Source organism: Gelidimonas denitrificans (assembly GCF_055694065.1).
Genome location: NZ_CM146350.1, coordinates 1,931,225 through 1,947,474, shown reverse-complemented (window position 1 = coordinate 1,947,474; position 16,250 = coordinate 1,931,225). Strand labels below are relative to the sequence as shown.

Sequence of the window (16,250 nt, the reverse complement as noted above, 5' to 3'; positions counted from 1 at the left end):
ACAATTGCCAGTATTATTAAAATAGACGATTACTTGCCGGCGTTGATGCTCAATGCCAGCGCTTCGGCAACCCGGATGCCATCTACCGCCGCCGACAGGATGCCGCCGGCGTAACCAGCGCCTTCACCGGCCGGGAACAGCCCCCTGGTATTCAAACTCTGCAAATCATCATCGTTGCGTTTGATGCGAATCGGCGACGACGTGCGGGTTTCAACCCCGGTCAGCAGCGCGTCGTGCATCGCAAATCCCTTGATCTGCTTGTCGAAAGCCGGAAACGCCTCACGCATCGCTTCGGTGGCGTAGTCGGGGATCGCGGTCGACAGGTCGCCCAATTGCACGCCCGGTTTATAGGACGGGATCACGCTGCCGAATTCGGTCGAAGTTTTGCCGGCAACAAAATCGCCGACCAGCTGGCCGGGAGCCTGATAAGTGCCGCCGCCCAGCTCGAACGCGCGTGACTCCCAGTGGCGCTGGAACGCGATGCCGGCCAGCGGATCGCCTGGGTAGTCCGCCGGCGTGATGCCGACCACGATTGCGCTGTTGGCATTGCGCTCGTTGCGCGAGTACTGGCTCATGCCGTTGGTGACCACCCGGCCCGGTTCCGAAGTGGCGGCCACCACGGTGCCGCCCGGGCACATGCAGAAGCTGTATACCGCACGGCCATTGGCGCTGTGATGCACCAGCTTGTAATCGGCCGCGCCCAAAATCGGGTTGCCGGCATTCGGCCCGAAGCGGCATTTGTCGATCAGGGATTGCGGATGCTCGACCCGGAAGCCGATCGAAAATGGCTTGGCTTCCACATACACGCCGCGCCGCTGCAGCATCTCGAAGGTGTCGCGGGCGCTGTGGCCGATCGCCAGCACCACATGGTTGGTTTCGATGCGTTCGCCACCGGCCAGCAGCACGCCTTGCACCTGGCCGTTTTCGATCTCGATATCCTCGACCCTGCTCTGGAAGCGGAAGCTGCCGCCCAGCGCTTCGATGGTGGCGCGCATCTGTTCCACCATCTTGACCAGCCGGAAGGTGCCGATGTGCGGCTTGCTGACGTACATGATTTCTTCCGGCGCGCCGGCTTTGATGAACTCGGTCAAGACCTTGCGGCCCAGATGCTTGGGGTCCTTGATCTGGCTGTACAGCTTGCCGTCCGAAAAAGTGCCGGCGCCGCCTTCGCCGAACTGCACGTTTGATTCCGGGTTCAGTTCTCCCTTGCGCCACAGGCCCCAGGTGTCTTTGGTGCGTTCGCGCACCATTTTGCCGCGTTCCAGGATGATCGGATTAAACCCCATCTGCGCCAGGATCAGCCCGGCGAACAGGCCGCAAGGGCCGGTGCCGATGACCACCGGACGGGTTTTCATGGTGCCGCTGGCGTGCGCGACGAAATGGTAATCGGTATCGGGCGTGATGCCGGTATGGCAGTCTTTTTGGGTGCGCTGCAGGATCGCCTGGTCGTCAGTCGTGACCACATCGAGCGCATAAATCAGCACGATGGCGCTCTTCTTGCGGGCGTCGTAACTGCGTTTGAATATCGTATAGCTGACCAGCATCGGCTCCGGCATGTCCAGCCGCGCCAGAATGGCAACCTTGATGTCGCCTTCGGCATGATCCAGCGGCAGTTTTACTTCATTGAGTCGCAACATAACCATCTTCCACACTGTAATAAGGCTCGCTGCAGCAACGCCGGCAGCGGGGAGGGCGCTATTTTAACGCGCCAGGTTCTGGCAATCTCTAAAATGGTATATTTTCACGCTTGCTTAAAAAACGGTTGTTTCTTAGTCTTGCACTTGAAGCAAATGCGCCGACTTGTGCTGCAAAACAATAAACCACTTTCCCAATCCACATTGCCACACTCCCGCAGCGCTGCATCTCAGGCACAATGGGGCCGAAATGCAACAATGTGACTTATTTTTAAAATAACATCCAATATGCTGCGGCGCGGCATAACAAACTACAGGTGTGTAATTGGCCTCAAAAAATCCAAAAAGCAGGTTGGCGGTATTGACTTTGGCTGCCGTCGGTATTGTCTACGGCGACATCGGCACCAGCCCGCTGTATGCGATGAAAGAAGTTTTTTCGGCGCAGCACGGGCTTGCATTGAGCCAGGACAATTTGCTGGGTGTGGTTTCCCTGATCGTCTGGAGCCTGATTGCGGTGGTCTCGCTCAAATACGTGACGCTGGTGCTGCGCGCCGACAATCATGGCGAAGGCGGCATCATGGCGCTGCTGGCGCTGACCCTGTCTTCGGTCGGGTCCTTGTCGCGCTGGTATATGCCGTTGCTGGTGACGGGCATGTTTGGCGCCGCACTGTTTTTTGGCGATGGCGTCATTACCCCGGCGATTTCAGTCTTGTCTGCAATGGAAGGGCTGGAGGTGGCAACGCCGGCTTTCAAGCCGTACGTGGTGCCTTTGACGCTGGTGTTGCTGACCGGCTTGTATATGCTGCAAAAAAATGGCACCGCCGGCATCGGCAAATGGTTCGGGCCGATCATGATGGTCTGGTTTGTCACCTTGGCCGGCATGGGTATCGTCAACATTATCGCCGCGCCGGAAATCCTCGCGGCCTTGAACCCTCTGCATGCGCTCTATTTTCTGAATGGCAATCGCTGGATCGCTTTCGTCGCGCTGGGCGCGATTGTACTGACCCTGACCGGCGCCGAAGCGCTGTATGCAGATATGGGGCATTTCGGCCGCAAGCCGGTGCGCATGGCCTGGTTCTTCATCACCTTTCCGGCGCTGGCGCTGAATTATCTGGGCCAGGGCGGCTTGTTGCTGCGTAATCCGGAGGCGGTCTCGAACCCGTTCTTTCAGCAACTCGGCGACTGGAGCATTTATCCGCTGATCGTGCTGTCCACAGTGGCTACCATCATTGCCTCGCAGGCGACTATTTCCGGCACGTATTCGATGACCAAGCAAGCCATTGCGCTGGGTTTTCTGCCGCGCATGAAGATCATTCAAACCTCGTCGAAAGAAATCGGCCAGATCTACATTCCGCTGGTTAACTGGCTGCAGTGGGGCGTGGTTGTTATGGCGGTGCTGGCTTTCGGTTCTTCTTCCAATCTGGCGGCGGCCTATGGCATTGCGGTGACGGGCACCATGATAGCCACCACAGTGCTGTCTTTCTTTGTGCTGCGCTACGGCTGGAAGTTTAATCTGGCGCTGTGCATCGGCGCCACCGGCTTCTTTTTCGTGATCGACGTTGCCTTCTTCGCAGCCAATGTGCTCAAGATCCTGCATGGCGGCTGGTTCCCGTTGCTGCTGGGCGCGGTCATGTTTACGGTGATGATGACCTGGAAACGCGGGCGTGAATTGGTGAGTGATAATTTGCAAAAACATGCAATTCCGCTGGAGGATTTTCTGGCTTCGCTGTTTACCGACCCGCCGCTACGGGTGCCGGGGGTGGCGATTTTCATGCGCGGCCCTGGCGACGGGGTGCCGCATGCGATGCTGCATAACCTGTCCCACAACAAGGTGCTGCACGAGCGGGTGGTGTTCCTGACTGTGTATCAGCACGATGTGCCGTGGGTGCCGTTCTCGGAGCGCATCCAGATTCATGACCTGGGACACAATTGCTACCAGCTTGACATGCATTACGGCTTCAAGAACACGGCGGATATTCCCCGTGCGCTGGAATTGTCGAAGCAATATGCACTCGATTTCAACATGATGGAAACCTCTTTTTTCATCGCCCGCCAGAACGTTATTGCCACGCCGGGTTCCGGCATGGCGCTGTGGCGCGAACGGCTTTTTGCCGGCATGGCGCGCAATGCCCGCGATGCAGCCGACTACTATTGCATTCCGGCTAACCGTGTCATCGAGTTGGGTACGCAGGTCGAGATTTAAGTGCGTAGATGGGTGCAACCCATCTTGTAAGTTCGATATGCAATGGGTTGCACCGATCCTGCGGTATATTAAAAATAGCAGGAGTATGTCGATAAACATCCGCATTACCGCATATATAATATGCGGTAATGAAATATGCTGCGGCTAGTATGCTTTATTCGCCGTGCTGCATCCGGCGCCACAGCGTGGTGCGGCTAATGCCGAGGTGTTTGGCGACGGCGGCCCGGTTGCCGTTGAAGCGATCCAGAGTTTGGTGGATGTTTGCAATCTGCATTATCGGTAACTGTTCTAAGACAGGAGCCGTGCGCGCCATCCCTGCATCAGATGAAGACTGCAGCAACTCCGGCGCCACTTTCAACATGAATCCGGGCGAGATCGCCTGCAACGGTTCGGCGGCCAAAAATAGCGCCAGACGCTCCATCAGATTGCGTAATTCGCGCACATTGCCGGGCCAGTCATAGTTTTGCAGCAATGCGCCGCACGCATTGATTTCTGCCTGCAGGTTCGGATGCGGACGGGCGCCGAGCGCGGCCAGCGCGTTTTTCAGGCACCACACCGCCAACGCAATCAGGTCGTCGCACCGTTCGCGCAGCGGCGGCAGCGTCAGGCGCAACACCGCCAGCCGGTAAAACAGGTCGGCGCGAAAACGCCCTTCGCGGATCCGCTGTTCCAGATCGCAATGGGTGGCGCTGATGATGCGCACATCGACCGGAATCGGCCGGGTGCCGCCGACCCGCACGATTTCGCGTTCTTCCAGCACCCGCAGCAAGCGGGTTTGCAGCGTCAGCGGCATTTCGCCGATTTCATCCAGAAACAGCGTGCCGCGATGGGCCGCTTCGAACAGTCCGGCGTGGCCACCGCGGCGCGAGCCGGTGAATGCGCCTTCTTCATAGCCGAACAATTCCGACTCCAGCAGGGATTCTGCAATCGCGCCGCAATTGACTGCGACAAAGGGCCGGTTGCCGGCCGCCATGCGCGGATTTTCGCGGTGAATCGCTTGCGCCACCAATTCCTTGCCGGTGCCGGTTTCGCCCTGAATCAGTACGGTGGCGGGGGATCTGGCATACAGCACCACGGTTTGCCGCAATGCTTCCATGGCGCTGGATTCGCCGCGCAAATCGGTGATGCCGTGTTTGGCGCGTAAGGTGTCAGCCATGCCCGCAGCCGCGGTCACCGGTGCGCCGCGTCCACGTTGCGACTCCAGTTGCGTCAGTTTGGCGATTTCCAGCGCGTCGTCGAAGGCTTGCCGGATTGATGCGGCCGAATACACGAAGACTGCTGCCAGTCCCGCTTCCGCAGCCAGATCGGTAATCAGGCCGGCGCCGACGATGGCTTTGATGCCGCTGGCTTTGAGTTCGTTGATCTGGGCCCGGGCATCTTCTTCGGTGGCATATTTGCGCTGCGCAATGCGAAAGCCGAATGCATTCTGAAATTCCTTCAGCGCCGGCATCGTGCTTTGATAGGTGATGATGCCGATGTCGGGCGTAATTTTGCGCGCGCGCGATAGGGCTTGCATCACGTCGAAGCCGCTGGCCTTGGCGATCACCACCGGCACCGACAAGCGGCTTTTCAGATAAGCGCCGTTGGAGCCGGCGGCAATCACCGCGTCGCAGCGTTCGGTTGCCATGCGCTCGCGGATATGGCGTGCCGCATCTTCAAAACCGAGATCAATCGGCTCGATGGTGGCGCGGTCGTCGTATTCCAGCGTGATGTCGCGGAACAGGTCCGACAGACGCGACACGGAAACGGTCCAGATGACCGGTTTGTTGCTGTCGTTCTGAAAGTGGGCGTTTGGATTGGGGCGCATGTTTCAATCATGTTTCAATGTTTCAAATAAGGCGACGATTGTAACGCGTATTGAAACAAAATTTGCCTGCATCAAGTAACGGCATGCTGCTGCACGTTACGCTGCAAGCTTCTTAAACCAATGAATCGCAAGGTATTTTTAAATTTCTGATGCGCGCATGCCGGCATTTTCGCCAATGTGGCACGGCGATTGCAATACAGTGTGCAGTTAGCGTCAGTGAAACCTCTCAACAGATAAGGTGAAGACATGAGTTTGTATTCCGCAGGAGCCGCCTTCCGCAAGGCGATGCAAGAAGAGTCCCCGTTGCAAGTCATTGGCGCGATTAACGCCAACCATGCGCTGCTGGCCAAACGTGCCGGTTTCAAGGCGATTTACCTTTCTGGCGGCGGTGTCGCTGCCGGCTCGCTCGGTCTGCCCGACCTTGGCATTTCCAATCTGGACGACGTGCTGACCGACGTGCGCCGCATTACCGATGTCTGCGATCTGCCGCTGTTAGTCGATGTAGATACCGGTTTTGGTTCCAGCGCGTTCAATGTCGCGCGCACCGTCAAATCGATGATCAAGTTCGGCGCTGCCGCACTGCATATCGAAGACCAAGTCGGCGCCAAGCGCTGCGGCCATCGTCCGAACAAGGAAATCGTCAGCAAGCAGGAAATGGTGGACCGCATCAAGGCTGCAGTCGATGCCCGTACCGACGAGAATTTCGTGATCATGGCGCGCACCGATTCGCTGGCAGTCGAAGGGCTGGAATCCGCGCTGGAACGTGCCGCCGCCTACGTCGAAGCCGGTGCCGACATGCTCTTCCCGGAAGCGATTACCGAGCTGGCGATGTACCAGAAGTTTGCCGCTGCGGTCAAAGTGCCGGTGCTGGCCAATATCACCGAATTTGGCGCTACACCGTTGTTTACGGTGGAAGAGTTGAAGTCGGCCGATGTCAGTCTGGTGCTATATCCGCTGTCGGCTTTCCGCGCGATGAACAAGGCTGCCGAAAACGTATATACCGCAATCCGCCGCGACGGCTCGCAAAAAAATGTGATCGACACCATGCAAACCCGTATGGAACTGTACGACCGCATCAATTACCACGACTTCGAACAGCATCTGGACGCGTTGTTTGCGGCACAGAAGAAATAAGATATTTCCGTAGTGTATTCTCAGGTGTGCAGCCGGAAGCCTGCACGCCTGAAATAGGATTCTTTCTCGTTAGGAAACTAAAAAATGAGCGTACCGCAAGCAGCAACTTTCAAGCCTAAAAAATCCGTCGCGTTGTCCGGCGTCACTGCAGGCAACACCGCACTGTGTTCCGTCGGCAAGACCGGCAACGATCTGCATTACCGTGGCTATGACATCCTGGATATCGCCGATACTTGCGAATTTGAGGAAATCGCCTATCTGCTGGTACACGGCAAACTACCTGCCGCAGCCGAACTCAAGGGCTACAAAGCCAAGCTGAAATCCTTGCGCGGCTTGCCTGCCAGCGTCAAGGCTGCGCTGGAAACGCTGCCTGCCGCATCGCACCCGATGGACGTGATGCGCACCGGCATCTCCGTACTCGGCTGTACTCTGCCAGAAAAAGATGATCACAACACCCCAGGCGCGCGCGACATCGCCGACCGTCTGATGGCGTCATTCGGTTCCATGTTGCTGTACTGGTATCACTTCAGCACCAATGGCAAACGTATCGACGTTGAAACCGATGACGATTCGATCGGCGGTCATTTCCTGCATCTGCTGCATGGCGTGAAACCGTCCGCTGCATGGGAAAAAGCGATGCACACTTCGCTGATCCTGTACGCAGAGCATGAATTCAATGCGTCCACCTTCACCAGTCGCGTCATCGCCGGCACCGGTTCCGATATTTACTCCGCCATCACTGGTGGAATCGGCGCCTTGCGCGGGCCGAAACACGGCGGCGCGAATGAAGCAGCATTCGAAATCCAGAAGCGTTACGACAATCCGGACGAAGCCGAGGCCGACATCAAGAAACGCGTCGAAAACAAGGAAGTCGTGATCGGCTTCGGCCATCCGGTATATACCGTGTCGGACCCGCGCAACAAGGTCATCAAGGAAGTTGCGCACAATTTGTCTACAGAAGCCGGTTCGACTGCGATGTTCGACATTGCCGAGCGCCTGGAAACCGTGATGTGGGACATTAAAAAAATGTTCCCGAACCTAGACTGGTTCTCCGCCGTGTCGTATCACATGATGGGGGTGCCGACAGCGATGTTTACGCCGTTGTTCGTGATTGCCCGCACTTCCGGTTGGGCCGCGCACATTATCGAACAACGGATTGACAATAAAATTATTCGACCTTCCGCAAACTATGTCGGTCCAGACGATTTAAACTTCGTACCAATCGACGAACGCTAGCCAATCCGGCCGGCGCGTATCGGTATTGGAGAAAATTATGATTGCCCTGAGACTGACATCCACCCTGGTTTTCACCGTCTTGTTGGCCTCTTGCGCATCCAAGGTGCCGCTGTCGGAAACCAAGCCGGCGCCAGTGGCTGCAATACCGATGTTGCAACCGGTGCTTGCCAAAACAGCTTTGATCGCCGGCAATTTTCGCTGTGAACTTGGCAATCAGGTCGACGTAAGTGCCGACCTGCAGCGTCCAGACGCGATCAATGTAGCTTGGAAGGGACGCTCATATCCGCTGCACGCAGTCGCAACCTCCACCGGTGCGCTGCGCTATGAAGATACGGCCAGCGGCCATGTGTGGATCCAGATCCCGGCCAAATCCATGCTGTTGAATGCCAAGGCAGGCCAGCAGCTTGCCAATGAATGCAAGACCCGATAAATTTTTTTGAGCAGGAATGTCGGCCCCGACCACCTGTAGTTCGTGCCGATCAAAGACCGTAAGTAAAGTCTAATCCCTGACCATTACACTCTTTCTGGACTAATCCGTGAACACCATAAATCGCAAGCCCCTACCGGGTACCAAGCTAGATTTCTTCGACACGCGTGCTGCGGTCGACGCGATCCAGCCCGGCGCCTATGACAAGCTGCCGTACACCTCACGCGTACTGGCTGAGAACTTGGTGCGCCGCTGTGACCCGGCCACACTGAACGATTCCCTGAAGCAGTTCATCGAGCGCAAGCGCGACTTGGACTTTCCATGGTTCCCGGCCCGTGTGATTTGTCATGACATCCTGGGCCAGACGGCACTGGTCGACCTCGCCGGCCTGCGTGACGCCATTGCTGATCAGGGCGGTGACCCCGCACTGGTCAATCCGGTTGTGCCGACGCAGCTGGTGGTGGACCACTCGCTGGCCGTGGAATGTGGTGGCTTCGATCCGGACGCGTTCGCCAAGAACCGCGCCATCGAAGACCGTCGCAACGAAGACCGTTTCGACTTCATCAACTGGACCAAAAAGGCGTTCAAGAACGTCGACGTGATTCCTTCAGGCAACGGCATCCTGCATCAGATCAACCTCGAACGCATGAGCCCGGTGGTGCAGGTAAAAGACGGTGTCGCCTTCCCTGATACCTTGGTCGGCACCGATAGCCACACCCCGATGGTCGACGCGCTGGGCGTGATCGCCATCGGTGTCGGCGGCTTGGAAGCCGAAAGCGTGATGCTGGGCCGCGCCTCCTGGATGCGACTGCCGGACATTATCGGCGTGGAGCTGATCGGCAAGCCTTCGGAGGGCATCACCGCGACGGACACCGTGCTGGCACTGACCGAGTTCCTGCGCAAGCAAAAAGTCGTGTCCTCTTACCTCGAGTTCTACGGTGAAGGCGCCTCCCACCTGACACTGGGAGACCGCGCAACCATTTCCAACATGACGCCAGAGTTCGGCGCCACCGCCGCGATGTTCTACATCGACGAGCAAACCATCAAATACTTGAAGCTCACCGGTCGTGACGACGAGCTGGTCAAGCTGGTGGAAATCTATGCCAAGGCCACCGGCCTGTGGGCGGACAGCCTGAAGAACGCTGAGTACGAGCGTGTACTCAAGTTCGACCTATCCTCAGTGGTGCGTAATATTGCAGGGCCAAGCAACCCACACAACCGCGTGCCGACTTCCGAACTAGCTGCGCGCGGCATCAGCGGCAAGGTAGAGAACGAACCGGGCCTGATGCCGGACGGCGCTGTGATCATCGCCGCCATCACCAGCTGCACCAACACCAACAACCCGCGCAACATGATTGCCGCCGGTCTGCTGGCTCGTAACGCCAACCGGCGTGGCCTCACTCGCAAGCCGTGGGTGAAGAGCTCGTTGGCACCAGGCTCCAAGACCGTGACCTTGTATCTGGAAGAAGCCAAGCTGCTGCCGGAGCTGGAAACGTTGGGATTCGGAGTTGTGGCCTATGCCTGCACCTCCTGCAACGGGATGTCCGGCGCGCTCGATCCGGTGATCCAGAAAGAAGTGCTGGAGCGTGATCTGTATGCCACTGCTGTATTGTCCGGCAACCGAAACTTCGATGGTCGCATCCACCCATACGCCAAAGAAGCCTTCCTGGCCTCACCGCCCTTGGTGGTGGCCTACGCCATTGCCGGCACCATCCGTTTTGACATCGAAAAAGACGTCTTGGGTATCGACGCCGATGGCAAGTCGGTGACACTAAAAGACATCTGGCCGTCTGACGAAGAAATCGACGCCATCGTTGCCTCCAGCGTGAAGCCGGAGCAGTTCCGCAAAGTATATATTCCGATGTTCGCCGCGCAAAAAGACGATGGCGAAAAGGTTAGCCCGCTGTACGACTGGCGCCCTCAAACCACCTACATCCGCCGTCCGCCTTATTGGGAAGGCGCGCTGGCCGGTGAGCGTACGCTGAAGGGCATGCGCCCGCTGGCGGTACTGGGTGACAATATCACCACCGACCACCTGTCGCCATCCAATGCCATCATGCTCGACAGCGCTGCCGGTGCGTACCTGGCGAAAATGGGCTTGCCGGAGGAAGACTTCAACTCCTACGCTACGCATCGTGGCGATCACCTGACCGCGCAGCGCGCCACTTTTGCCAACCCCACCCTGAAGAACGAAATGGCGGTAGTGGACGGCAAGATGAAAGCGGGCTCGCTGACCCGCATCGAGCCGGAGGGTCAGATCACTCGCATGTGGGAAGCGATTGAAACCTACATGGAGCGCAAGCAGCCATTGATCATCATTGCCGGTGCCGACTACGGCCAGGGTTCTTCGCGTGACTGGGCCGCCAAAGGCGTGCGCTTGGCGGGTGTGGAAGCCATCGCGGCCGAAGGCTTCGAGCGTATCCACCGCACCAATCTGGTCGGCATGGGCACGCTTCCGCTGGAGTTTCAGCCGGGGGTCAACCGCAAGACGCTCGCCATCGACGGCACCGAAACTTTCGACGTCATCGGTGAACGCACACCGCGTTCGACTCTGACGTTGGTGATCAATCGCAAGAACGGCGAGCGGGTCGAGGTGCCTGTGATCTGCCGTCTCGATACCGCTGAAGAAGTGTCGATCTACGAAGCAGGCGGCGTGCTGCAGCGTTTTGCGCAGGACTTCCTCGAGTCGTCTTCCAAGGCTGCTTAAGAAACTGACGTTCGGCGGAAGGGTGGAGCAGGGGTTTCGGATCGCATGCGATCCGCCTGCGAAACGGTATCCGCTTGCAAGCGGATATGCGCCCTGCAAGGGCTTCGCTTTTCCGCTCTACACGAGAGCCGTAACACATAAGGCGGAAAAGCGAAGCGCCTTCCGCCATAAGGAAACGAGTAAACATCCATGTCCAACGTACCCCAAATCAAGATTCCCGCCACCTACATGCGTGGCGGTACCAGCAAAGGCGTGTTTTTTCGCCTGCAGGATTTACCCGAGGCCGCACAGGCCCCCGGTGCGGCGCGCGATGCGCTGTTGCTACGCGTCATCGGTAGCCCGGATCCTTACGGCAAACAGACCGATGGCATGGGTGGAGCGACCTCGAGCACCAGCAAGACCGTCATTCTGTCCAAGAGCAGCAAGCCAGATCACGATGTCGATTACCTGTTCGGCCAGGTGTCGATCGACAAGGCATTCGTCGACTGGAGCGGCAACTGCGGCAATCTCTCCGCCGCCGTGGGCTCATTTGCCATCAGCAGCGGACTGGTCGAAGCCAGCCGCATCCCGCATAACGGTATGGCGACCGTGCGCATCTGGCAGGAAAATATCGCCAAGACCATCATCGCGCACGTGCCGATTACCGACGGCGCGGTGCAGGAAACCGGCGACTTCGAACTGGATGGCGTTACTTTCCCCGCAGCAGAAGTGCAGCTTGAATTCATGGACCCGGCCGCAGATGAAGAAGGCGCGGGCGGTTCTATGTTCCCGACCGGCAACCTGATTGACGATCTAGAGGTGCCGGGCATTGGCACACTGAAAGTCACCATGATCAATGCTGGCATTCCGACCATCTTCGTGAATGCGGACGCCATCGGCTACACCGGCATCGAGTTACAAGACGCCATCAATAGCGATGCCAAGGCATTGGCCAAGTTTGAGGCCATTCGTGCGCATGGCGCAGTGCGCATGGGCCTGATCAAGCATATCGATGAAGCCGTTACCCGTCAGCACACCCCGAAGGTCGCCTTTGTCGCGAAACCTGCCGATTACGTCTCATCCAGTGGCAAACGCGTCGCTGCCAGTGACGTCGATCTGCTGGTGCGCGCCATGTCCATGGGCAAGCTGCATCACGCGATGATGGGTACGGCAGCCGTTGCCATCGGCGCCGCCGCAGCGATACCGGGCACGCTGGTGAACCTCGCCGCTGGCGGCGATTTGCGCAATGCGGTGCGCTTCGGCCATCCCTCGGGCACCTTGCGGGTTGGTGCGGAAGCCAGCCAGAGTCAGTCCAGCGGCGAATGGAGCGTGACCAAGGCCATCATGAGCCGCAGCGCCCGGGTGCTGATGGAAGGATGGGTACGCGTGCCCGGCGATGCGTTCCGAGGAGCAATGCCACCGACTTCTGTGTCTGATTGAATATGAAATCCGCCAAACGCCCCGACTGGGACAAGGTCCTGGTCGACATCGTCGATTACGTGATGAACTACAAGATCGATTCCAGCGTTGCGTACACAACAGCACGCAACTGCCTGATCGACACGCTTGGTTGCGGCCTGGAAGCGTTGGAATATCCAGCCTGCAAAAAACTGATGGGCCCGATCGTACCGGGCACGATCGTGCCGAACGGCGCCAAAGTGCCTGGTACCCAATTCCAGCTCGATCCGGTGCAAGCCGCGTTCAACATCGGCGCGATGATCCGCTGGCTCGACTTCAACGACACCTGGCTGGCTGCCGAATGGGGTCACCCATCGGACAACTTGGGCGGCATTCTGGCGACAGCTGACTGGCTGTCACGCAATGCAATTGCTGCCGGCAAGAAGCCGCTAACCATGAAATCGGTGTTGACCGGCATGATCAAGGCGCATGAAATCCAGGGCTGCATCGCGCTGGAAAATTCCTTCAACAAAGTCGGCCTCGATCACGTTGTCCTGGTTAAGGTTGCCTCGACTGCTGTTGTGGCTGAAATGATGGGCTTGTCCCGCGACGAAATCCTCAGTGCGGTATCGCTGGCATGGGTCGATGGCCAGTCGCTGCGCACCTATCGTCATGCACCGAACACCGGCTCGCGCAAATCATGGGCTGCAGGCGACGCGACATCGCGTGCGGTGCGCCTGGCCTTGATGGCAAAAACCGGTGAAATGGGTTACCCATCGGTGCTGTCGGCCAAGACTTGGGGTTTCTACGATGTGCTGTTCAAAGGCAACAAGTTCAAATTCCAGCGCCCATACGGTTCCTACGTGATGGAAAACGTGCTGTTCAAGATTTCGTTCCCGGCCGAGTTCCACTCGCAAACCGCGGTTGAAGCCGGCATGACATTGCACGCGCAATTGCAGGCAGCCGGCAAATCGGTTGAGGATATCAAGCAGGTCACGATCCGCACCCACGAAGCCTGCATCCGCATCATCGACAAGAAAGGTCCGCTGCACAATCCGGCCGACCGCGATCACTGCATCCAGTACATGGTTGCGATGCCAATGATTTTAGGTCGTCTGACCGCTTCCGATTACGAAGACAATGTCGCTGCCGATCCACGTATCGACGTATTGCGCGACAAGATCATCTGCGTTGAAGATCCGGCTTTCACCGTCGATTACCACGATCCTGCAAAGCGTTCAATTGCCAATGCGTTGACGGTTGAATTCAATGACGGCAACAAGTTCGATGAAGTCGTGGTTGAATACCCGATCGGCCACGCACGTCGCCGCACCGATGGCATCCCGCTGCTGGAAGCCAAGTTCAAGATAAATCTGGCACGCCAGTTCCCGGCCAAACAACAAAAAGCCATCCTCGACATCTCGCTCGACCAGGCTGCACTGGAGGCGATGCCGGTGCATGAATATGTTGATTTGTACGTGATCTGATAGCCCGCTACCGGATAACAGGCGTACTGACATTTTTTCTTTACTTTTTTTATTGCTTTTTCGTTTGTGGTAAGTGCCCGGTAAATTGTTGCCGCTAAAATAATATTTCCAAGTACTCGCTTGGTCCGCAAGCGGTTGGAAATTCGGAGGAATCATGAGTTTCGCAGATATCTATAAAAATTCGATTAAACAACCGCAAGCATTCTGGGATGGCGAAGCCAAGCTGATTGACTGGCAGCAGCCGTACTCGGAAGTGCTCGATTATTCAAAACCGCCATTCACCCAATGGTTTATTGGCGGCAAGACCAATTTGTGCCACAACGCTGTCGATCGCTGGGTTGCCACCCAAGGCGACAAGGCCGCGCTGATCGCGATTTCGACCGAAACCGGAACCGAGAAAGTCTATTCCTTCACTGAATTGCGAGATGAAGTCAGCCGCATGGCCGCCATCATGCAAACGCTGGGCGTGGGCAAGGGCGACCGCGTGTTGATTTACATGCCGATGATCGCCGAGGCCGCTTTTGCCATGCTGGCCTGTGCCCGCATCGGCGCCATTCATTCGGTCGTGTTCGGCGGCTTCGCGGCCCATAGCCTGGCCACGCGGATCGAAGATGCGCAGCCGAAGCTGATCGTGTCTGCCGACGCCGGTTCCCGCGGCGGCAAGCCGATCCCTTACAAGCCTTTGCTGGATGAAGCGATTACGCTTTCCACCCACAAGCCGGGCAAGGTGCTGCTGGTTGATCGCAAGCTGGCTCCTATGAACTTGGTGGAAGGGCGTGATGTCGATTACGCAGCGTTGCGCGCGCAACACCTGGATTCGCAGGTGCCAGTGACCTGGCTGGAATCGAATGATCCATCCTACATCCTGTATACCTCCGGCACTACCGGCAAGCCCAAGGGAGTGCAGCGCGATGTCGGCGGTTACGCAGTCGCACTGGCTTCTTCGATGCGGAATATTTTCTGCGGCAATCCGGGCGAGACTTACTTTGCCACTTCCGATATCGGCTGGGTGGTCGGTCACTCGTACATCGTCTATGGCCCGCTGATCGCCGGCATGGCCACCATCATGTATGAAGGCTTGCCAACCATGCCGGATGCCGGCATTTGGTGGAGCATCGTCGAGAAATACAAGGTTACGCGGATGTTCTCGGCCCCGACTGCGGTGCGGGTGCTAAAGAAGCAGCCGCAGGAATTCATGCAGAAATACGACCTGTCTTCGCTCAAGGCGCTGTATCTGGCTGGCGAACCGTTGGATGAAACCACCTCGGCCTGGATTTCGGACGCCTTGGGCGTGCCCATCATCGACAATTACTGGCAGACCGAAACCGGCTGGCCGATCCTGTCAATCGCCAAGGGGTACGAAGACATGCCGACCAAGCTCGGCAGTCCCGGCATTCCGACCCCGGGATTTAACGTCAAGCTGTTCAATGAAACCACCGGCGAGGAATGCGGCGCCAACGAAAAAGGAGTGGTCATGATCGAAGGCCCGCTGCCTCCGGGCTGCATGCAGACCGTGTATGGCGACGATGCGCGCTACGCCAGCACCTACTGGAGCGTGCTGAATGGCAAACATGTGTATTCGACCTTCGACTGGGGCATTCGCGATGCGGACGGTTACTACTTCATCCTTGGCCGCACCGACGACGTGATCAATGTCGCCGGCCACCGGCTGGGCACGCGGGAAATCGAAGAAAGCATTTCCAGTCATGCCAATGTGTCGGAAGTCGCCGTGGTCGGCATCGAAGACAAGCTCAAGGGGCAGGTTGCCGTCGCCTTCGTGATCCTGAAAAATCCGGCAGCGGCCAACACAGCGCAGGCGCAGCAAGTGCTGGAAAAAGAAATCATGGGCGTGGTCGATCGCCAGTTAGGTGCGGTGGCCCGGCCGGCCCGCGTATATTTCATTGCCCAGCTGCCGAAGACGCGCTCCGGCAAACTGTTGCGGCGTTCGATCCAGGCCATCTGTGAAGGGCGCGATCCGGGCGATATGTCTTCGATTGAAGACCCGACTTCGCTGAAACAGATCGAGGGCGCGCTCGGCAGCTGATTGTGTTCTTAGTGGCAGAAACAATGTCCACGAAAAGCACACAAAAGGGGTGGCATGAGTAACATGATGCCATCCCATCGCATATGTTAAAAACATGGGGTATGCTAAAAAATATGCAATTTTACGCATATAAAATATGCGAATTTTAAAAATACCCGATAGGTTCGCGTTGAGCAAAGCGAAGCCCGGCAATG

10 protein-coding genes are annotated in these 16,250 nt (G+C 57.5%); 8 read left to right on the top strand and 2 right to left on the bottom strand.

All coding sequences use genetic code 11. The features are described 5' to 3' along the window. Positions 1-29 precede the first annotated feature (29 nt). Positions 30-1,637 carry an NAD(P)/FAD-dependent oxidoreductase gene (locus tag FKCLFG_RS09085; protein WP_472612772.1) on the bottom strand — a complete coding sequence of 536 codons (1,608 nt, stop codon included), beginning with the start codon at positions 1,635-1,637 and terminating at the stop codon, positions 30-32. Between the two features lie 322 nt (positions 1,638-1,959). On the opposite strand from FKCLFG_RS09085, the gene FKCLFG_RS09080 reads away from it, so the two are divergent. Further along, positions 1,960-3,837 (top strand): potassium transporter Kup, encoded by a 1,878-nt coding sequence (locus tag FKCLFG_RS09080; RefSeq protein ID WP_472612771.1) that lies wholly within the window; start codon positions 1,960-1,962, stop codon positions 3,835-3,837. Between the two features lie 154 nt (positions 3,838-3,991). Here the strand turns inward: FKCLFG_RS09080 and prpR are convergent, their stop codons facing one another. Further along, positions 3,992-5,644, bottom strand: coding sequence for a propionate catabolism operon regulatory protein PrpR (prpR, locus tag FKCLFG_RS09075; RefSeq protein WP_472612770.1), 1,653 nt, complete (start codon positions 5,642-5,644; stop codon positions 3,992-3,994). 246 nt (positions 5,645-5,890) lie between these two features. Here prpR and prpB point away from each other — a divergent pair, with 246 nt between their 5' ends. The 7 genes from prpB (at position 5,891) to FKCLFG_RS09040 (ending at position 16,056) form a co-directional block, all read left to right on the top strand. After that, positions 5,891-6,778 carry a methylisocitrate lyase gene (gene prpB, locus FKCLFG_RS09070; protein WP_472612769.1) on the top strand — a complete coding sequence of 296 codons (888 nt, stop codon included), beginning with the start codon at positions 5,891-5,893 and terminating at the stop codon, positions 6,776-6,778. Between the two features lie 84 nt (positions 6,779-6,862). After that, positions 6,863-8,014: a bifunctional 2-methylcitrate synthase/citrate synthase gene (gene prpC / locus FKCLFG_RS09065; protein ID WP_472612768.1), complete on the top strand. Its 1,152-nt coding sequence runs from the start codon at positions 6,863-6,865 to the stop codon at positions 8,012-8,014. Between the two features lie 37 nt (positions 8,015-8,051). Beyond that, entirely contained in the window at positions 8,052-8,444 is a 393-nt protein-coding gene (locus FKCLFG_RS09060; RefSeq protein ID WP_472612767.1) for a hypothetical protein, read from the top strand. Positions 8,445-8,550: 106 nt separating this feature from the next. Next, positions 8,551-11,148, top strand: a complete 2,598-nt coding sequence (gene acnD, locus FKCLFG_RS09055) for a Fe/S-dependent 2-methylisocitrate dehydratase AcnD (protein ID WP_472612766.1) — start codon at positions 8,551-8,553, stop codon at positions 11,146-11,148. Positions 11,149-11,337: 189 nt separating this feature from the next. Then, the gene (gene prpF, locus FKCLFG_RS09050; RefSeq protein ID WP_472612765.1) at positions 11,338-12,567 is read left to right on the top strand and encodes a 2-methylaconitate cis-trans isomerase PrpF; all 1,230 of its coding nucleotides are present in this window, start codon (positions 11,338-11,340) and stop codon (positions 12,565-12,567) included. Between the two features lie 2 nt (positions 12,568-12,569). After that, entirely contained in the window at positions 12,570-14,012 is a 1,443-nt protein-coding gene (locus tag FKCLFG_RS09045) for a bifunctional 2-methylcitrate dehydratase/aconitate hydratase (RefSeq protein ID WP_472612764.1), read from the top strand. A gap of 154 nt (positions 14,013-14,166) precedes the next feature. Beyond that, on the top strand, positions 14,167-16,056 hold the full coding sequence (locus FKCLFG_RS09040; protein WP_472612763.1) for a propionate--CoA ligase: 1,890 nt from the start codon (positions 14,167-14,169) through the stop codon (positions 16,054-16,056). The last annotated feature ends 194 nt before the right edge of the window (positions 16,057-16,250 follow it).